Here is a 16,399-nt window from a genome sequence, read left to right on the forward strand (position 1 = left end):
CAGCTGGCCAACGCCAGCGTGAGCCAGGTCGAGATCGAGCGCGGCATCAACCACGTGACCGTCACGGTCCACACCGCCAAGCCGGGGATCGTGATCGGCAAGGGCGGCGCCAACGTCGAGCTGCTGCGCACGTCCGTCGGCAAGCTGACCGAAAAGAAGGTCAAGCTCGAGATCAAGGAGGTCCTGCAGCCGGAACTGGACGCCGTCCTGGTGGCCCAGAGCATCGCCGGCCAGCTCGAGCGCCGGATCGCCTTCCGCAAGGCGGTCAAGCAGGGCGTTCAGCGCACGATCAAGGCCGGCGCCAAGGGCGTGAAGATCCAGGTCTCCGGGCGCCTGGGCGGGACGGAGATGTCCCGTCGGGAGTGGGACAAGGAAGGTCGCATCCCGCTCGGCACGTTGCGCGCGGACATCAGCTACGGCGTCGTTCATGCCCACACGACCTACGGCCGGATCGGGGTCAAGGTCTGGATCTACCGCGGCGAGACGCTGGCTGATCTCCCGGGTTCGGCCCGCACCGAGCCGCGGGAGGCCCCACGCCCCGCGACCCGTGGCCGGCCGGCCCGTCGGACGCGGACCGGAGCCACTCCTGTCGAGGAGGCCGAGACGGCCGACGCGACGGTGGCGGTCGCCGCGCCGGTGGAAGAGGTCGCCGAATCGGTGGCCGTGGACGAGTCCGCGGTTGAGGCCGCCGTCGAGCCGAAGGCCGCCGTCGAGCCGAAGGCTGCCGTCGAGCCGAAGGCCGCCGTCGAGCCGAAGGCTGCCGTCGAGCCGAAGGCCGCCGTCGAGCCGAAGGCTGCCGTCGAGCCGGAGGCCGAGCCCGTGGTTGAGGCCGCCGCCGAAGCCGAGGCCGTCACGGAGACCGAGCCGGCATCGGTCGAACCTGAGACCCCAAGCAAGAGCAAGGCGAAGGACTAGTCATGCTGCTGCCGAAGCGCGTCAAGCATCGCAAGGTCCAGCGCGGACGCCGCGGAGGGCTGGCCAAGGGCGGCACCACTGTGTCCTTCGGCGAATACGGCCTGATGGCCGAAGAGGTGTGCTGGCTGACCAGCCGCCAGATCGAGGCTGCCCGACGTGCGATGACCCACCACATCAAGCGTGGCGGCCGTGTCTGGATTCGGGTCTTCCCCGACAAGCCGGTCACCAAGAAGCCGGCCGAGGTCCGCATGGGATCGGGCAAGGGGGCGCCGGACCACTGGGTCGCCGTCGTGAAGCCGGGCCGGATCATGTTCGAGATGTCCGGTGTGCCGGAAACGATCGCCCGCGAGGCGATGCGGCTGGCCAGTCACAAGCTGCCGATCTCCACCAAGTTCGTCATCAAGGAGGGCGTCGAACATGGACATCAGTGAGGTTCGCGCTCTCAGTGACCAGGATCTTGCTGCGGCCCTGGTCGATGCCAAGCTCGAGCTCTGGAAGATCCGGTTCGACCTGGCCACTCGCCAGGAGAAGAACCACAGCCGCCTGCCGGCCACCCGGCAGCGGATCGCACGGATCCTCACCGTAATGACCGAGCGCCAGCGCGCGGCGACACCCGCCAGCCAGGAGTCCGCGTAATGGCCGGCAAGCGACGGACCAAGGTCGGGCGCGTGGTGTCCGACAAGATGGACAAGACGGTGGTCGTCAGCGTCGAGCGTCTGCAGCGCCATCCGATCTACAAGCGCGTGATCCGGCGCTCCACGAAGTTCAAGGCCCACGACGAGGAGAACGCGGCGCGGGTGGGGGACAGCGTGCGCATCGAAGAGAGCCGGCCGCTGTCACGCGACAAGCGCTGGCGGCTGGTCGAGATCCTGGGCCACGGGGCAGCCGAGATGGCTTCCGGACCGATGGCCGATGAGGCGATCCTCAACCTCGAGCCGGAGCCCGTGGCCGAGTCGGGGCCGGAGTCGAAGGCGGCGGTCAGCGAGGCCGATCCGGCATGATCCGACGCCAGACCCGGCTCCGGGTCGCCGACAACACGGGCGCACGCGAGCTGATGTGCATCACGGTCGTGGGCCGCTCAACGAGCGAGACGGCGTCCGTGGGTGACGTCATCGTGGCCAGCGTCAAGCAGGCCCTGCCCAACTCCGGCGTGAAGAAGGGCGAGGTCGTCCGCGCGGTCATCGTCCGCACCAAGAAGGGCTACGGCCGCCCCGACGGGAGCCATATTCGCTTCGACGAGAATGCGGCAGTCCTCATCACCCCGCAGGGCAACCCGCGTGGGACCCGTATCTTCGGTCCGGTGGCGCGCGAGCTTCGAGAGCGGAACTACATGAAGATCATCTCGCTCGCGCCGGAGGTGCTGTGATGGCCGTTCGGAAGGGCGACACGGTGCTGGTCATGGCCGGCAAGGACCGTGGCAAGCGCGGCAAGGTCGAGCGTGTCGAGCGCACGCGGCGCGGCCTGGCCGTGGTCATTCCCGGCATCAACATGGCCAAGCGACACCAGCGCGCACAGAGGGGCCGCACGCAGACAGCGGGGATCATTGACCTGCCCATGCCGGTCCAGATCAGCAATGTCATGGTCGTGTGCCCCAACTGCGACAAGCCGACCCGCATCGGCCATGCGCGGCTGGATGACCAGCACAAGACCCGGGTGCGCGTCTGCAAGCACTGCGGGGAGCAGCTGGAGGTGACCGCGTGAGCGACGAACCAACCGCCGCGCCGCGCAAGCCCGCCAAGCCGGCAGCCAAGAAGGCAGCCAAGAAGGCAGCTGCGCCGCGCAAAGCGCCTGCGCCGCGCAAGGCCGCCGCGACGTCGGCCGCCAAGCGGTCCGCCACCGCGCCAGAAGCGCCTCCGAAGCAGCGGCGGGCTGCCAATGGGGGCGAGCTGGTGGGCCTCCGCCTGCGTTACCGCGACGAGGTGGTGCCGGCCCTGATCCGCGAGTTCCGGTACGCCAACCCGATGCAGGTCCCGCGCCTGGAGAAGGTCGTGGTCAACATCGGCCTGGGCGAGGCCATCCAGAATGCGAAGGCCATCGACGCCGCCGTCGGGGACCTGGCCACGATCACCGGCCAGAAGCCGATCGTGACCCGCGCCACCAAGTCGATCGCCCAGTTCCGGCTCCGGGCGGGAATGCCGGTCGGGGCCAAAGTCACGCTCCGTGGGCAACGGATGTACGACTTCGTGGAGCGGACCCTGCGGCTGGCCCTCCCGCGCATTCGTGACTTCCGCGGCGTGTCTCCCGGATCCTTCGACGGGCGGGGCAACTTCAGCCTGGGGCTCCGCGAGCAGCTGATGTATCCGGAGATCGACTACGACAAGATCGACCGCCTGCGGGGCCTCGAGATCAGCATCGTGACCACCGCCCGCAACGACGAGGAAGGCCGTCGCCTCCTCGCCCTGCTGGGCATGCCATTCGCCGCCAACTGACCTGAGGACGATTCGAACGTGGCCAAGAAATCGATGATTGCCAAATCCCAGCGCAAGCCGCGGTTCGCCGTGCGCCAGCACAACCGCTGCACGGTGTGCGGGCGTCCGCGGGCCTACATGCGGCGCTTCGCGCTGTGTCGCATCTGCTTCCGGGAGCGTGCCCTCGACGGCCTGCTGCCGGGGGTCATGAAATCGAGCTGGTAGCCATGAACATGACCGATCCGATTGCCGACATGCTGACCCGCGTCCGCAACGCGAGCCTCGCCCATCACGGCGAGGTCGTCCTGCCCGCGTCGCGCGTGAAGACCGAGATCGCTCGCATCCTGGTCGAGGAGGGGTTCATCGCCTCGTTCGAGGCTCGGGTCGACGACGGCCATGATCACCTGGTCCTGACCCTCAAGTACGTCGAGGGCCGCACGCCGGTGGTGACCGGTCTTAAGCGCATCAGCAAGCCGGGACTGCGCGTCTACGCGCGCAAGACCGAGATTCCCCGCGTCCTGGGCGGCCTGGGCGTGGCCATCCTTTCCACCTCCCACGGGATCATGACCGGGCAGTCGGCCCGGAAGCTGAATCTCGGCGGCGAGGTGCTGTGTTACGTCTGGTAAGGAGCCGCATGTCGCGAATCGGGCGCCTGCCCATTCCCATCCCCGATGGTGTCGAGGTCACCCTCGACGGTCAGCACCTGAGCGTGACCGGCCCGCTGGGCACGTTGGAGCGGGACGTCCACCCCGAGATGGCCGTCGTTCACGATGACGGCGTCCTCCGTATCGTCCGCCCGTCCGATGAGCCGCGCCATCGGGCCCTGCATGGGCTGACCCGATCGCTGGTCGCCAACATGGTCACCGGGGTGACCGCGGGATTCACCAAGGTCCTCGAGATCAGCGGCGTGGGGTACCGCGCCCAGCTCCAGGGCGAGACCCTGGTCCTGGCGCTGGGGTTCTCGCACCCGGTCGAGTTTCCGCCTCCGGAGGGCATTCGCTTCACCGTCGAGACCCCCACCCGGCTGTCGGTGAGCGGCCCCGATCGGGAGCTGGTCGGTCAGGTGGCAGCGGCCATTCGCGCCAAGCGCAAGCCCGAGCCCTACAAGGGCAAGGGCATCCATTACGCCGGGGAGCAGATCCGACGCAAGGCCGGCAAGACGGGCAAGGTCGGGGGAGCCGCGTAACCATGATCAAGAAGTCATCCCGCGACGAGCTGCGGCGCAAGCGACACGCCCGCCTCCGACTGCGCGTGACGGGCAGCACCGAGCGCCCGCGGCTCAGCGTCTTCCGCAGCTCCCGCTTCATCTATGCCCAGGTCATTGACGACACCACCGGCCGGACATTGGCCGCGGCCTCGAGCCGCGAGCCGTCGCTCGGCGCCGGAACCGGCAAGGTTGCCGTCGCCGAGGCGGTGGGCCGCGCGGTCGCTGAGCGGGCGCGCCAGGCCGGCGTCACCCAGGTCGTCCTCGATCGGGGAGGCTATCGGTATCACGGGCGGGTTCGCTCGCTCGCCGAGGGCGCCCGCCAGGGCGGCCTCGAACTGTAGAGCGGAGTACATATGGCACGTATCGATCCCACCAAGCTGACCCTCGAAGAAAAGGTCGTCCAGATCAACCGGGTGGCCAAAGTGGTCAAGGGTGGCCGCCGCTTCAGCTTCAGTGCAGTCGTGGTCGTGGGTGACGGCCGCGGCGTCGTGGGCGGCGGTCTGGGAAAGGCCGGTGAGGTGCCGGAGGCCATCCGCAAGGGCGTCGAGGACGCGAAGAAACACCTCATCCGGGTGCCTTTGGTGGGCAGCACCATCCCGCACGACGTCCTGCGCGAATTCGGGGCGACGCGGGTCTTGCTTCGACCCGCAACCGCCGGCACCGGCGTCATCGCGGGAGGCTCGGTCCGTGCCGTCGTGGAGGTCGCCGGCATCCGCGACCTGCTCTCGAAGACGATGGGCAGCACGAATCCGGTCAACGTCGTGCGAGCCACGCTCGACTGTCTGGCCAACCTGCAAACGGCGGACGATATCGCGGCACGCCGCGGCAAAACCGCCGAGGAGCTGCTCGGCAAGCGCGCAGCCGAAGCGGCGCGCCAGCCGCATATCTACGTCGAGCGGCCGGCGCCGCCCATGCTGGGCGGAGGCCCGCGTGGCCGCTAAGCGCTCGGCGGATCCGCCGGCCACCCTGCGCGTGACGTGGATCCGCTCCACCATCGGCCACCGGGCCGAGGCGCGGGGCACCATCCGGGCGCTGGGACTCCGCCGCCTGCACCACAGCGTCGAGGTCCCGGACACGCCGCAGACGCGCGGCATGCTGCGCCGAGTCGCCTTCCTGGTCGACGTCATCGACCCGGCCAAGCCGGAGGAGACGACTTGAAGCTGCACGACCTCCAGCCGGCCACCGGATCACACACGCCTGCCCGGCGGGTGGGACGGGGCCATGGCTCGGGCAAGGGCAAGACGGCCGGTCGCGGCACCAAGGGCCAGAAGTCGCGCGCCGGCGGGTCCATCCCACCCTGGTTCGAAGGCGGCCAGACTCCGATCCATATCCGCACGCCCAAGCTCCATGGCTTCCGCAACCGCGGGCGGGTCGCCTACGCGGCGGTGAATATCGGCCGCCTGGTCGAGGCTGAGGCGGGCACCCTGATCACGCCCGATGTGCTGGCTCATGGCGGGCTGGTCCGCCGCTCGAAGACCCGGGCTCTCCCGGTCAAGATCCTTGGCGCCGGCGACGCCCCGAAGGGCGTGACCATCCATGCCCACGCGTTCTCCCGGGCTGCCCTCGACAAGCTGGCTGCCGCCGGATCCACCGCCCAGCGCATCAGCTGGCCCGATGGAGCGCCGGTGGACGAGGCCGCCGAAGCCCAGGCCCTGGCCGAAGCCGCGGCCGCGGCGGAAACTCGCGCGCGAGCCAGGGGCAAGCGCCGGAGCAAGCGCAAGGGCCAGGGGACAGGCGCCCGCGCAGGAGCGGCCGCAGCAGCGGTTGCGGACGACGCGACCGATGCCCCCGTCAGCGACGCGACGGATGCCTCAGTCACCGACGCGACCGATTCCACCACCACCGCTCCGGATGACGAAGGGCCCGAAACCGGGGAGGCCGACGGCGAGGGCGCGAAGGCGTGATTCAGTCGGTCGTCACCGCTCTCCAGGCGCCGGACATCCGGCGCAAGATCCTGTTCACGGTCTTCATCCTGCTCATCTTCAGGATCCTGACCGCGGTCCCGGTGCCCAACGTCGACCAGGCGCGCCTTGCCGAGCTATTCGCGTCAAACCAGCTCCTGGCGCTGCTCGACATCTTCTCCGGCGGCGGCCTGGCCACCGCCTCGATCATTGGTCTCGGCCTGAACCCTTACATCAACGCCAGCATCATCATGCAGCTCATGCAGGGGGTCATCCCGCGCCTGGGAGATCTGGCGCGGGAAGGGGAGTACGGGCGCAACCGGCTCCAGCAGTACAGCCGCTACCTGACGGTGCCGCTGGCGGCGGCCCAGGGCTTCGGCTTCTCGGTCCTCCTCCAGAACGCCGGCGTCATCCCGATATCGCCGTTCTTCAGCTTCGAGACGTTCTCGCTGCTCATTGCCTGGACCTCGGGGACGATCCTCCTGATGTGGCTCGGCGAGCTGATCAGCGAGCGCGGGCTGGGCAACGGCATCAGCTTCATCATCTTCGCCGGCATCGTCGGCCGCCTGCCGGACCAGGCGGGGCCGATCATCACCGCCCCCGACGGGATCCTCCGGATCGCGCCCTTCATCGTGGTCGCGGTCATCATCATCGCGGCCGTGGTGTTCGTGAACGAGGGCCAGCGCCGGATCCCGGTCCAATACGCCTCGCGCGTGCGTGGACGGCGCATGTACCAGGGTCAGACCCAGTACCTGCCCATGAAGGTGACCATGGCCGGCGTGATCCCGATCATCTTCGCGGTCAGCATCCTGCTGTTCCCGGCCCAGATCGCCCAGTACTTCACCACGAGCAGCAACCAGGTGGTGGCCGATGTCGCCGCCTGGATCAGCACCACGCTGAGCCCTCAGACGCCGATCGTGTACGGGATCCTGTATTTCGTGCTGGTCGTGTTCTTCACCTACTTCTACACCGCGTTCCAGTTCAAACCGGACCAGACAGCAGACTTCCTGCGCAAGAACGGTGGTTTCATCCCAGGCATCCGACCCGGTCGACCGACCGAGGAGTTCCTGTCTCGGGTGGCGAACCGGATCACACTGGGCGGCGCGACATTCCTCGGGATCATCGCCGTGACGCCCCTCATCATCTCCGCCTTCATCCCGGGGACTGAAGCGATCCAGCTGGGCGGGACCAGCATCCTGATCGTGGTTGCGGTGGTGGTCGAGACCATGAAGCAACTCGAGGCCCAGATGCTGATGCGCAATTACGAGGGCTTCATCCGGTGATGCTCGTCCTGCTGGGCGCGGTCGGCGCCGGCAAGGGCACCCAGGCATCGATCATCGCGCGCGAGCGCGGCCTGCTTCACCTCGCTACCGGCGACCTGTTCCGACGTGCCCTGCGCGATGGCACCCCGCTGGGCGAGGTCGCCCGTGGCTACATGCGGCGCGGCGAGCTGGTGCCTGACGAGATCACGATCCGGATGGTTGCCGAGGTGCTGGCCGGTCCCGCGGCCCGGGCCGGCGTCGTGTTCGACGGCTTCCCGCGCACCCTGGCCCAGGCCCAGGCACTGGACGCACTCGTGGCGGAGCACCGCACCGAGATCACGCGAGCGGTGCTGATCGACGTTCCCGAGGACGTCCTTGTCGCCCGCGTCGCCGGGCGCTGGGTATGCCCGCAATGCGACACCCCGTATCACCTTACCGACGACCCGCCGCGCCAGCCCGGTGTATGCGACCGAGACGGAACGGCCCTCGTCCAGCGCGAGGACGACCGGCCCGAGGTGTTCCGGGCCCGCCTGCGCGAGCAGCTGCGTCCCCTAGATGACGTGGTGGCGTACTACGCCGGCCGTGGGCTCCTGGCTCGGGTCGACGGCCGCCAGCCGGTCGAGACGGTCACCGCGGCCATCCTGGCCGCCACGGACGGGGAGCGTGCGCCCTGATGGGCATTCCCCTGCGCCGCGCCAACGCGACCATCAAGCGGCCTGAGGAGGTCGCCCGGATGCGGCACGCGGGCCAGATCCTGGTGGCGCTCCTCGACCAGCTGGAGGCGGCGCTAGCGCCTGGCGTGACCACCGCCGAGCTCGACGCTCTGGCAGCCGACCACATCCGCGAGGCGGGAGCCGTCTCGTCGTTCAAGGGCTACGGGTCGAATCCGCCCTTCCCAGGCATCATCTGCACATCGCTCAACGACGAGGTGGTGCATGGCATCCCGTCCGCCCGGCGCCGGATTCGGGATGGCGACCTCATCGGCCTTGACGTGGGCTGCATCTGGGAGGGCTGGCATGCGGACTGTGCCCGCACCTACGCCGTCGGCGACGTGACCCCCGCCGCGGCGAAGCTGGTGGAGGCCACCCGAGACGCGCTCACGGCCGGGATCGCGGCCGCAGTGGCCGGCAACCGTCTGGGCGATGTCGGGGCCGCCATCGAGGCGGTCGCGGACCAACACGGCTACGGGATCGTGCGGCCGTTCGTGGGGCACGGGATCGGGACCAGCATGCACGAGGAGCCCCAAGTCCCGAACTACGGCCGACGCGGGACCGGGATGCGGCTTGAGGTCGGCCTGTGCCTGGCCATTGAGCCGATGTTCAACCTGGGTGGAGACGACGTGCGGCTGCTCGACGACGGCTGGACGGTCGTGACCGCCGACGGGTCGGCATCGGCGCATTTCGAGGACACGATCGTGATCGGAGCCGCGGGGCCGGAGCGGCTGACGGCGCGGCCAGGTGCGGGATGAGACGAGGATGGCCGTTGCCCTCGTCGGCGGGGCTGCTGTATACTTTTCGATCCGGTCGCCGCGTGCGGCGGCCTTTCCGTGTGTCCCCCAACCGAGTCTGCTGAAGCCGCGAACGAGGGTGCGTAGCGTTTGCCGAAAAAGGATGCGATTGAGGTCGAGGGCGAGGTGATCCTCCCCTTGCCGAACGCGATGTTCAAGGTGCGCCTTGAGAACGGCCACGAAGTCCTGGCCCACATCTCCGGGAAGCTCCGCAAGAACTTCATCCGCATCCTGCCCGGCGATACGGTTCGCGTCGAGTTGAGTCCCTACGACCTCAGTCGAGGTCGGATCACGTACAGGATGCGATGAAAGTCAGTGCATCGGTCAAGCCCCGTTGCGAGCGCTGCAAGGTGATTCGGCGCTCGGGCGTGGTGCTGGTCATTTGCCGCATCCCCAAGCACCGCCAGCGGCAGGGCTAGGGGAGGCTTCGGCATGGCGCGTATCGCCGGCGTGGACATTCCCCGCGAGAAGCGGGTCATCGTGTCGTTGACCTACATCCACGGCATTGGTCCGGCAACGGCGGCCAAGGTGGTCACCGCAGCCGGCGTCGCGCCGGACACGCGCGTGCGGGACCTGACCGAGGATGAGGTCACGCGGGTGCGCGACATCATCGACAAGCGATACCGCGTCGAGGGCGACGTCCGGCGCGAGGTCAGCATGAACATCAAGCGCCTGATGGAGATCGGTGCCTACCGCGGCGTCCGGCATCGCCGCAACCTGCCCTCCCGCGGGCAACGGACCAAGACCAACGCCCGACAGCGCCGCGGCTCGCGCAGGACCGTCGGCGTCCGCCGCAAGAAGTAACGGAGTCCCATGGCTGAGCGAAAGAAGGCGACGCGCGCCAAGAAACGCGAGAAGAAGAACGTCCCGGTTGGGCATGCGCACATCCAGGCCACCTTCAACAACACCATCGTGACCATCACCGATCCCAGCGGGGGGGTGATCGCGTGGGGCAGCGCCGGGCTGGTCGGCTTCAAGGGCTCGCGCAAGAGCACGCCGTACGCCGCCTCCCAGACCGCGGACCTGGCGGCCCGCAAGGCGATGGAGCACGGGGTGCGGCAGGTGGAGGTCTTCGTGAAGGGCCCCGGTGCCGGCCGCGAGCAGGCGATCCGCTCGCTCCAGGCCGCGGGCCTGGAGGTCACCGCCATCACGGACGTGACGCCCATCCCGCACAACGGTTCACGCCCGCCGAAGCGGCGGAGGGTCTAGCCGCATGGCGCGCTACACGGATCCGGTCTGTCGCATCTGCCGCCGGGAGGGGCTCAAGCTCTTCCTGAAGGGCAGCCGCTGCTTCTCGAAGAAATGCTCCTTCGAACGCCGGAGCACGCCGCCCGGGATGAACACCATGCGGCGCCGGAAGGTCAGCGAGTTCGGGCTCCAGATGCGCGAGAAGCAGCGAGTCCGGCGCAGCTATTCGGTCCTCGAACGGCAGTTCCGGAACTACTTCCGTGACGCCGAGCGCCAACGGGGCATGACCGGCGAAAACCTGCTGCGGCTGCTCGAGATGCGCCTCGACAACGTGGTCTACCGGATGGGCTTCGCCAGCTCGCGGGCCCAGGCCCGACAGCTGGTGAACCACGGGCATTTCAAGATCAACGGCCGGCCCACCAAGTCCCCCAGTCAGCAAACCTCGGTCGGAGACCGGATCGAGGTCCGTGACACGCGGCAGGGCCGAACGTTCTTCAAAGCCGCGCCCGACACCATGCGCGCGGCCCAGATCCCCGACTGGGTCAGCGTGGATCCGACCAAGCTGGTCGGGTCCGTGATCGCCCAGCCCACCCGTGAGCAGATGCCCGCGGAGTTCAACGAGCAGCTTGTCGTCGAGTACTACTCGCGCTAGGAGTTCCCCTTGCTGATGATCGAACCCGAGTCCACCCCGCGCATCGAAGAGGTCGAGGCGCACGGCGCCGCGGGCCGCTTCGAGATCCAGCCCCTGGCCGCCGGCTACGGCGTCACGCTGGGCAACGCGCTGCGCCGCGTACTGCTGTCCTCGCTGGAGGGGGCGGCCGTGACGTCCATCCAGATCGCGAACGTGTATCACGAGTTCAGCACCCTCCCGGCGGTGAAGGAGGACGTGACCCAGATCGTGCTGAACATGAAGAAGATCCGCCTTCGCTCGTTCGCTCCGCACCCGGTGAACCTGAAGCTTGTGAAGCACGGCGCCGGCCACGTGACGGCGGGCGACATCGCCGAGTCGGCGGACGTCGAGATCGTCAACCCCGAGCTCGAGCTGCTGACCCTGGATTCGGATGCCGGGTCGATTGAGATGGATCTCACAATCGAGACCGGGGTCGGGTACCGGGCGGCCGAGCACACCGAGGAGATGCCGATAGGCGTCATCCCGGTGGATGCCATCTTCTCGCCGGTCCGACGGGTGAACTTTTCTGTCGAGAACACCCGGGTTGGGCAGATGACGAACTTCGACAAGCTCAGCCTGGAAATCGAGACCGACGGGACCACCACCCCCCAGGCGGCCCTGGCCCAGGCGGCCGGGATCCTGGTCCGCGAGTTCAGCCGATTCGCCGATATCGGGCGGCCCAGCACCGGCACCGGTGACGAAGTGCCGGCGCCGCTGGCGGCCAGCCTGCTCGATGCGCCGATCGAGGAGCTGGACCTGCCCATGCGGGCCTACAACAGCCTGAAGCGGAACAACATCACCAAGATCGGCCAGCTGCTGGCCCTGGGTGACGACGAGCTGCTCCGGATGCGGAACTTCGGCCGCAAGAGCCTCGACGACTTGAAGGAGCGTCTCGCCCTCCGCGGGTTCATCGCTCCCGAGGACGGGGCCCCCATGGCGGACGAGGGCGACCTGCCGGCTGCCGCCGAGCTGGACGAGGCCGTCGCCGCCGAGCTGAACCGGGAGGCCTGATCCAGACCGATGCCGCACCGCATCGCCGGCCGCAAGCTGAGCCGACCGACCGCCCACCGCGAGCACATGCTCGCCAACCTGGCGGTGGCGGTGCTTCGCTACGAGCGGCTGAAGACGACTGAGGCCAAGGCCAAGGAGGTGCGGGGCATGGTCGATCGCCTGATCGTCACCGCCAAGCGCGGCGACCTGCCCGCGCGACGGCAGCTGGTGGCCAAGCTGCCCAATGAGCCGCTCATCATCGAGAAGCTGATGGGTGAATTGGCGGCCAAGTACGCCGAGCGGGGGTCGGGGTTCACGCGGATCACGCGTCTTGGACCCCGCGCCGGCGATGCGGCCCCCATGGTCCAGATCGAGCTCGTGTGAGGCGGGCTCGGCTGACCGAATAACCGAAGACCCGATGGTCCCCGCGGCGCAACGCTGCGCCCGGGCGCTCATCGAGTACGACGGGACGGCATTCGCCGGCTCGCAGCGCCAGCCGCAGCAGCGGACGGTGCAGGGCGAGCTGGAGGAGGCCCTTAACAAACTGACCGGCGAGCGGATCACGGTCCGCCTTGCCGGGCGCACCGATGCTGGCGTGCATGCCACGGGACAGGTGATTGCCTTCTGTCTGCCAGACCCCTCCCGCCGGGAGTGGCCGGGGTGGGCGGAGCTGCGGCGACTCCTGAACGCGGCCCTGGCGCCGGACGTGGCGGTCCGCGCTCTGCGCGCCGCTCCCCGGGATTTCGACCCGCGGCGAGCGGCCGTGGCACGCACGTACCGCTATCGGATCCGGGAGGACGGCGACCGCCGCCCGACCGATCGGCATCGGGAGCTCGAGATACCCGACCGCCTCGACGTGGCCGCCATGCGCGACGCCGCGGCGCGGATGATCGGGGAGCGGGACTTCGCCGCCCTGGGCAGCGACCCGCGAAGTCGGACGGTCCGCCACCTGGTGGCGGTCAGCATCCGGCGGCGCGGGACGTTGATCGAGGTGACGGTGACCGCCAACGCCTTCCTGCGACGCATGGTGCGAAGCCTGGTGGCGGTTCTGCTGGCCGTCGGACGCGGCCAGATGGCGGCCGATGACGTGGAGCGTATGCTCGACGTCCGACAGCGGGCCCTCCACGGGCGGGCCGTGCCGACGCGCGGGCTCACTCTCGAGCGGATCAGTTTCGGAACCACAGGAGTAACGAAGGAAACATGAAGACGTACGCGGTCAAGGCCAGCGAGATCGACCGAGGCTGGTGGCTCATCGACGCCACCGATCAGCCGCTCGGTCGACTGGCCACGCGCGTCGCCACCCTGCTGGCGGGCAAGCACAAGCCCACCTGGTCGCCGCACCTCGACACGGGCGACCACGTGGTCGTGGTCAACGCCGCCCGCATCCGCGTGACTGGCAACAAGCTGAGCCAGAAGCGCTACTACCGCCACTCGAACTACCCGGGTGGCTTGCGAGAGGAGAGCCTGGCCGACCTGTTGGCGCGCAAACCCGAGCGCGCGGTCGAGATGGCGATCCAGGGCATGCTGCCCCGGAATCGGCTCGGCAAGGCCATGTTCCGCAAGCTGAAGGTGTATGCCGGAGCCGATCATCCGCACGAGGCCCAGCGGCCCCGTTCGGACCAGGACCAGGATCAGGAGGCCTCGTGAGCGTCAACTACCTGTACGGCACCGGCCGGCGCAAGACGTCGGTGGCCCGGGTACGCCTCCTGCCGGGCGACGGCAGCATCATCGTGAATGGCAAGCCGGCCCTGGAGTACTTCGGCGGCGAGTCATCGGTGTCCGTCCTGCACCTCCCGTTCCGGGTGACCGAGACCGACGGCCGCTACGCCGCGACGGTCCTGGTGGCCGGCGGCGGTATCTCGGGCCAGGTGGGCGCCATCCGCCACGGCATCGCGCGCGCCCTGCTGGCCGGCCACCCTGACTTCCGGGTGCCACTCCGCGCCGCCGGCCTCCTGACCCGCGACCCGCGGGCCAAGGAGCGGAAGAAGTACGGCCTCAAGCGCGCGCGCAAGGCTCCCCAGTACACGAAACGCTGATTCCTGCCCGGGAGCCGATCTCAGGCTGCCGAGAAGGCCTTTGGTAACATTGGCGGCCGACCGCACCGGAGCGCCTGTCTGACCGTGCCGGAGAGCATCAGCGAGTTCCTGAACACGTTCCTGCGCGGCACGTGGCTTTCGATCGTCGACATCCTCGTCGTCGCCATCCTGATCTACTGGCTGTTCGTCCTGATCCGCGGCACGCGTGCGATACGCATCCTCATCGGCCTGTCGATCGTCGCTCTCGTCTACCTCGCCGCCCAGGCGCTCGATCTTGCCCTCCTGTCCACCCTGCTCCAGGCCGGTGCTGTGGTCGGCCTGTTCGCGGTGGTGGTCGTCTTTCAGCCGGAGCTGCGACGGGGCCTGGAGCAGATCGGAAGGATAGGCTCGCTGAACCGGCTGTTCGTGTCGTCCGAGGTGTCGGCGGCCGACGCCGTCGCACGCGAGGTCTCGCGGGCGGCCCGGCTGCTGGCCGGGTCGCGCCACGGCGCGCTGATCGTGATCGAGCGCGACACGGGCCTGCACGACCTCACCGCCGAGTCGGGGGTGCCGATCAACGCCGATCTGCATGCCGAGTTGCTGGCCACCATCTTCTACCACGGCACTGCCCTCCATGACGGGGCGGTGGTCATATCCGGCAACCGGATCGTCGCCGCCGGGGTGCTCCTCCCACTCAGCCAGAACGTCCTCGACAGCGAGCGCTACGGGACCCGGCACCGGGCGGCCATCGGGATCAGTGAACAGACCGATGCGCTCATCGTGGTGGTCAGCGAGGAGACCGGCTCCATCTCGCTGGTGGTCCGCGGCCGGATCGAGCGCAACCTGAGCGAGGATCGGCTCCGACGTCGGATCTTCAGCCTGATCCGGCCGCAGGCTCCGCGCCAGGCCATGCCCCTCCTGCGTCGCACCCTGGAGGGCCGCTGGGGCATGCCCGAGGATGAGCCGGCAGCCGCGCTCATCGACCCCGAGGACCGCGTCGTCCCGTCGGTCGCCCCGGTGGCCGAGCCTCCGGCGACCGAGGCTCCGGCGACCGAGGCTCCGGCGACCGAGGCCTCCGAGACCACTCAGCCGGTGGCCAGCGGAGAGCGTCGCGGCTGATGGCCTGGCTGCTGCGGAACTGGCCCCTCAAGCTGGGTGCCCTGCTGCTGTCGATCCTGCTGTACGCGGGCCTCGTGTACTCCGGGTCCTTCACCGAGCGGCAGGCGACCGGAGTCCCGATCCGAGCCACCAACCAGCCCCTGAACACCTACCTGCTCACCGGGGAGCTGGGCACGGTGGACGTCGGCTACCGCGCCGCGGCCGGCGCCGTCGGGGGCGTCACGACCTCGACCTTCAGCGCGACGGTCGATCTCGAGGCCTACGACATGACCCAGGCCGGCGAGCCACAGCGGGTGCCGGTCGAGGTGCGCTCACTCGACGACGAGGTCGTCGTCCTGGAGGTGGCCCCGGTCGAAGTCTCGGTCATCCTGGATCGCTTGGCGGTGCGGACCGTGCGTGTCGTCGTCGATCGCGGTGAGGTGCCGCCGGGGCTTGAGATCGGGGTGGCGACCGTGATGCCCTCCACGGTCCAGGCGCAGGGTCCGGAGAGCCGGCTGCGGCTCGTCACGCGGGCCCTGGCCCGGGTCCGGATCGATTCGTCGGGGATCGACGTCTCGGAGCTCGTCGATCTGGTCCCGGTGGACGCCGATGGGGACCCGGTGGGGGCGGTCGAATTCTCGCCCGCTGCGGCGACGGTCGAGATCGAGGTCAGCACCGCCGAGACCTCGAAGACGGTCCCGGTCACTCCGGACCTGGTGGGGACGCCCCCGGCCGGTTTGACACTGACCGGCGTCACCGTGGAACCGTCCGCGGTGACCCTGTTCGGCCCGCCCGACGTCCTGACCGGGATCACCAGCGTGCAGACCGATCCGATCGACATGACGGCCGTTACCGGGGACAACGTTCTGGAGGCCGCGCTCATCCTGCCCGACCAGACTCGCCTCGCTGAGGGCGCCGCAGCCACGGTGGCCGTATCAGTCAGCGTCGACCCCGAGCTGGCGAGCCGGACCATCCTGGTCGGGCCGGTGTGCCAGAACGTCGGGTCGGGCCTGGTGTGTCAGCCGCAGGCCGACCAGATCCCGGTCACGGTGAGCGGGCTCCGGGCCGCGGTGGCCGCCCTCACCCCGGCCCAGGTCACACCGATCCTCAACATGGCCGGCCTGGGCGAGGGCACGCACCAGGTGACGCCCAGCGTGACCTTGCCTGCGGGCATCTCCCTGGTGCAGGCGCTGGCTCCGCTGACGGTGGTGCTCACCGCCGGCGGTCCATAGCGGGCG

General features: G+C 69.2%; 26 protein-coding genes and 3 pseudogenes. All 29 read left to right on the plus strand.

What is annotated here, in order from left to right:
* The 29 genes and pseudogenes from rpsC to AABM41_05485 all read left to right on the plus strand — a co-directional run bounded on the left by rpsC (position 1) and on the right by AABM41_05485 (position 16,393).
* Positions 1 to 489, plus strand: a pseudogene (gene rpsC, locus AABM41_05345) (30S ribosomal protein S3).
* Between the two features lie 428 nt (positions 490 to 917).
* Complete coding sequence (gene rplP, locus AABM41_05350) at positions 918 to 1,346, plus strand: 50S ribosomal protein L16 (GenBank protein ID MEK6191738.1); 429 nt, start codon at positions 918 to 920, stop codon at positions 1,344 to 1,346.
* A complete protein-coding gene (rpmC, locus tag AABM41_05355; protein ID MEK6191739.1) occupies positions 1,333 to 1,551 on the plus strand; it encodes a 50S ribosomal protein L29 in 219 nt (72 codons plus the stop codon). The genes rplP and rpmC overlap by 14 nt, the downstream gene beginning before the upstream one ends.
* Positions 1,551 to 1,787: pseudogene (rpsQ, locus tag AABM41_05360) on the plus strand (30S ribosomal protein S17). Before rpmC ends, rpsQ begins: the two are co-directional and overlap by 1 nt.
* Positions 1,788 to 1,912: 125 nt before the next feature.
* Positions 1,913 to 2,281, plus strand: coding sequence for a 50S ribosomal protein L14 (gene rplN, locus AABM41_05365; GenBank protein ID MEK6191740.1), 369 nt, complete (start codon positions 1,913 to 1,915; stop codon positions 2,279 to 2,281).
* Positions 2,281 to 2,616: a 50S ribosomal protein L24 gene (gene rplX, locus AABM41_05370; protein MEK6191741.1), complete on the plus strand. Its 336-nt coding sequence runs from the start codon at positions 2,281 to 2,283 to the stop codon at positions 2,614 to 2,616. Before rplN ends, rplX begins: the two co-directional genes overlap by 1 nt.
* 185 nt (positions 2,617 to 2,801) lie before the next feature.
* Complete coding sequence (gene rplE, locus AABM41_05375) at positions 2,802 to 3,344, plus strand: 50S ribosomal protein L5 (GenBank protein ID MEK6191742.1); 543 nt, start codon at positions 2,802 to 2,804, stop codon at positions 3,342 to 3,344.
* 18 nt (positions 3,345 to 3,362) lie between these two features.
* Entirely contained in the window at positions 3,363 to 3,548 is a 186-nt protein-coding gene (locus AABM41_05380) for a type Z 30S ribosomal protein S14 (protein ID MEK6191743.1), read from the plus strand.
* Positions 3,549 to 3,550: 2 nt separating this feature from the next.
* Positions 3,551 to 3,949, plus strand: a complete 399-nt coding sequence (gene rpsH / locus AABM41_05385) for a 30S ribosomal protein S8 (protein MEK6191744.1) — start codon at positions 3,551 to 3,553, stop codon at positions 3,947 to 3,949.
* Between the two features lie 8 nt (positions 3,950 to 3,957).
* Entirely contained in the window at positions 3,958 to 4,509 is a 552-nt protein-coding gene (gene rplF, locus AABM41_05390; GenBank protein ID MEK6191745.1) for a 50S ribosomal protein L6, read from the plus strand.
* A gap of 2 nt (positions 4,510 to 4,511) precedes the next feature.
* Complete coding sequence (rplR, locus tag AABM41_05395) at positions 4,512 to 4,871, plus strand: 50S ribosomal protein L18 (GenBank protein ID MEK6191746.1); 360 nt, start codon at positions 4,512 to 4,514, stop codon at positions 4,869 to 4,871.
* Positions 4,872 to 4,883: 12 nt separating this feature from the next.
* Positions 4,884 to 5,381 (plus strand): annotated as a pseudogene (rpsE, locus tag AABM41_05400) (30S ribosomal protein S5).
* A 79-nt stretch (positions 5,382 to 5,460) separates the two neighbouring features.
* Positions 5,461 to 5,688 carry a 50S ribosomal protein L30 gene (gene rpmD / locus AABM41_05405; protein ID MEK6191747.1) on the plus strand — a complete coding sequence of 76 codons (228 nt, stop codon included), beginning with the start codon at positions 5,461 to 5,463 and terminating at the stop codon, positions 5,686 to 5,688.
* Positions 5,685 to 6,434 carry a 50S ribosomal protein L15 gene (rplO, locus tag AABM41_05410; GenBank protein MEK6191748.1) on the plus strand — a complete coding sequence of 250 codons (750 nt, stop codon included), beginning with the start codon at positions 5,685 to 5,687 and terminating at the stop codon, positions 6,432 to 6,434. Before rpmD ends, rplO begins: the two co-directional genes overlap by 4 nt.
* Complete coding sequence (gene secY, locus AABM41_05415; protein ID MEK6191749.1) at positions 6,431 to 7,714, plus strand: preprotein translocase subunit SecY; 1,284 nt, start codon at positions 6,431 to 6,433, stop codon at positions 7,712 to 7,714. Before rplO ends, secY begins: the two co-directional genes overlap by 4 nt.
* Complete coding sequence (locus tag AABM41_05420) at positions 7,714 to 8,367, plus strand: nucleoside monophosphate kinase (protein ID MEK6191750.1); 654 nt, start codon at positions 7,714 to 7,716, stop codon at positions 8,365 to 8,367. Before secY ends, AABM41_05420 begins: the two co-directional genes overlap by 1 nt.
* On the plus strand, positions 8,367 to 9,161 hold the full coding sequence (gene map / locus AABM41_05425) for a type I methionyl aminopeptidase (GenBank protein MEK6191751.1): 795 nt from the start codon (positions 8,367 to 8,369) through the stop codon (positions 9,159 to 9,161). The genes AABM41_05420 and map overlap by 1 nt, the downstream gene beginning before the upstream one ends.
* 129 nt (positions 9,162 to 9,290) lie before the next feature.
* On the plus strand, positions 9,291 to 9,509 hold the full coding sequence (gene infA / locus AABM41_05430) for a translation initiation factor IF-1 (GenBank protein MEK6191752.1): 219 nt from the start codon (positions 9,291 to 9,293) through the stop codon (positions 9,507 to 9,509).
* Positions 9,506 to 9,619, plus strand: coding sequence for a 50S ribosomal protein L36 (gene rpmJ, locus AABM41_05435; protein ID MEK6191753.1), 114 nt, complete (start codon positions 9,506 to 9,508; stop codon positions 9,617 to 9,619). The genes infA and rpmJ overlap by 4 nt, the downstream gene beginning before the upstream one ends.
* A gap of 13 nt (positions 9,620 to 9,632) precedes the next feature.
* Positions 9,633 to 10,004 (plus strand): 30S ribosomal protein S13, encoded by a 372-nt coding sequence (gene rpsM / locus AABM41_05440; protein ID MEK6191754.1) that lies wholly within the window; start codon positions 9,633 to 9,635, stop codon positions 10,002 to 10,004.
* A 9-nt stretch (positions 10,005 to 10,013) separates the two neighbouring features.
* On the plus strand, positions 10,014 to 10,409 hold the full coding sequence (gene rpsK / locus AABM41_05445; GenBank protein MEK6191755.1) for a 30S ribosomal protein S11: 396 nt from the start codon (positions 10,014 to 10,016) through the stop codon (positions 10,407 to 10,409).
* A gap of 4 nt (positions 10,410 to 10,413) precedes the next feature.
* The gene (rpsD, locus tag AABM41_05450) at positions 10,414 to 11,040 is read left to right on the plus strand and encodes a 30S ribosomal protein S4 (GenBank protein MEK6191756.1); all 627 of its coding nucleotides are present in this window, start codon (positions 10,414 to 10,416) and stop codon (positions 11,038 to 11,040) included.
* Between the two features lie 15 nt (positions 11,041 to 11,055).
* Positions 11,056 to 12,069, plus strand: coding sequence for a DNA-directed RNA polymerase subunit alpha (locus AABM41_05455; GenBank protein MEK6191757.1), 1,014 nt, complete (start codon positions 11,056 to 11,058; stop codon positions 12,067 to 12,069).
* A gap of 9 nt (positions 12,070 to 12,078) precedes the next feature.
* Positions 12,079 to 12,432: a 50S ribosomal protein L17 gene (gene rplQ / locus AABM41_05460; protein ID MEK6191758.1), complete on the plus strand. Its 354-nt coding sequence runs from the start codon at positions 12,079 to 12,081 to the stop codon at positions 12,430 to 12,432.
* Between the two features lie 34 nt (positions 12,433 to 12,466).
* Positions 12,467 to 13,252 carry a tRNA pseudouridine(38-40) synthase TruA gene (gene truA, locus AABM41_05465; GenBank protein ID MEK6191759.1) on the plus strand — a complete coding sequence of 262 codons (786 nt, stop codon included), beginning with the start codon at positions 12,467 to 12,469 and terminating at the stop codon, positions 13,250 to 13,252.
* Complete coding sequence (gene rplM / locus AABM41_05470) at positions 13,249 to 13,695, plus strand: 50S ribosomal protein L13 (GenBank protein ID MEK6191760.1); 447 nt, start codon at positions 13,249 to 13,251, stop codon at positions 13,693 to 13,695. The genes truA and rplM overlap by 4 nt, the downstream gene beginning before the upstream one ends.
* Positions 13,692 to 14,084 (plus strand): 30S ribosomal protein S9, encoded by a 393-nt coding sequence (gene rpsI, locus AABM41_05475; protein ID MEK6191761.1) that lies wholly within the window; start codon positions 13,692 to 13,694, stop codon positions 14,082 to 14,084. Before rplM ends, rpsI begins: the two co-directional genes overlap by 4 nt.
* An 84-nt stretch (positions 14,085 to 14,168) precedes the next feature.
* Positions 14,169 to 15,182 (plus strand): diadenylate cyclase CdaA, encoded by a 1,014-nt coding sequence (gene cdaA, locus AABM41_05480; GenBank protein MEK6191762.1) that lies wholly within the window; start codon positions 14,169 to 14,171, stop codon positions 15,180 to 15,182.
* Complete coding sequence (locus AABM41_05485; protein ID MEK6191763.1) at positions 15,182 to 16,393, plus strand: CdaR family protein; 1,212 nt, start codon at positions 15,182 to 15,184, stop codon at positions 16,391 to 16,393. Before cdaA ends, AABM41_05485 begins: the two co-directional genes overlap by 1 nt.
* The last annotated feature ends 6 nt before the right edge of the window (positions 16,394 to 16,399 follow it).

Source organism: Chloroflexota bacterium, assembly GCA_038040195.1.
Lineage (GTDB): Bacteria > Chloroflexota > Limnocylindria > QHBO01 > QHBO01 > DASTEQ01.

Coding starts and splice junctions, on each gene's coding strand:
- AABM41_05420 (MEK6191750.1), top strand. CDS start 7,714: ATGCTCGTCCTGCTGGGCGCGGTCGGCGCCGGCAAGGGCACCCAGGCA.
- truA (MEK6191759.1), top strand. CDS start 12,467: ATGGTCCCCGCGGCGCAACGCTGCGCCCGGGCGCTCATCGAGTACGAC.
- rpsM (MEK6191754.1), top strand. CDS start 9,633: ATGGCGCGTATCGCCGGCGTGGACATTCCCCGCGAGAAGCGGGTCATC.
- rplN (MEK6191740.1), top strand. CDS start 1,913: ATGATCCGACGCCAGACCCGGCTCCGGGTCGCCGACAACACGGGCGCA.
- rpsH (MEK6191744.1), top strand. CDS start 3,551: ATGAACATGACCGATCCGATTGCCGACATGCTGACCCGCGTCCGCAAC.
- rplF (MEK6191745.1), top strand. CDS start 3,958: ATGTCGCGAATCGGGCGCCTGCCCATTCCCATCCCCGATGGTGTCGAG.
- rpsK (MEK6191755.1), top strand. CDS start 10,014: ATGGCTGAGCGAAAGAAGGCGACGCGCGCCAAGAAACGCGAGAAGAAG.
- rplR (MEK6191746.1), top strand. CDS start 4,512: ATGATCAAGAAGTCATCCCGCGACGAGCTGCGGCGCAAGCGACACGCC.
- rplM (MEK6191760.1), top strand. CDS start 13,249: ATGAAGACGTACGCGGTCAAGGCCAGCGAGATCGACCGAGGCTGGTGG.
- AABM41_05485 (MEK6191763.1), top strand. CDS start 15,182: ATGGCCTGGCTGCTGCGGAACTGGCCCCTCAAGCTGGGTGCCCTGCTG.
- rplP (MEK6191738.1), top strand. CDS start 918: ATGCTGCTGCCGAAGCGCGTCAAGCATCGCAAGGTCCAGCGCGGACGC.
- rplX (MEK6191741.1), top strand. CDS start 2,281: ATGGCCGTTCGGAAGGGCGACACGGTGCTGGTCATGGCCGGCAAGGAC.
- map (MEK6191751.1), top strand. CDS start 8,367: ATGGGCATTCCCCTGCGCCGCGCCAACGCGACCATCAAGCGGCCTGAG.
- rpsD (MEK6191756.1), top strand. CDS start 10,414: ATGGCGCGCTACACGGATCCGGTCTGTCGCATCTGCCGCCGGGAGGGG.
- rpmC (MEK6191739.1), top strand. CDS start 1,333: ATGGACATCAGTGAGGTTCGCGCTCTCAGTGACCAGGATCTTGCTGCG.
- rpmJ (MEK6191753.1), top strand. CDS start 9,506: ATGAAAGTCAGTGCATCGGTCAAGCCCCGTTGCGAGCGCTGCAAGGTG.
- rplQ (MEK6191758.1), top strand. CDS start 12,079: ATGCCGCACCGCATCGCCGGCCGCAAGCTGAGCCGACCGACCGCCCAC.
- AABM41_05455 (MEK6191757.1), top strand. CDS start 11,056: ATGATCGAACCCGAGTCCACCCCGCGCATCGAAGAGGTCGAGGCGCAC.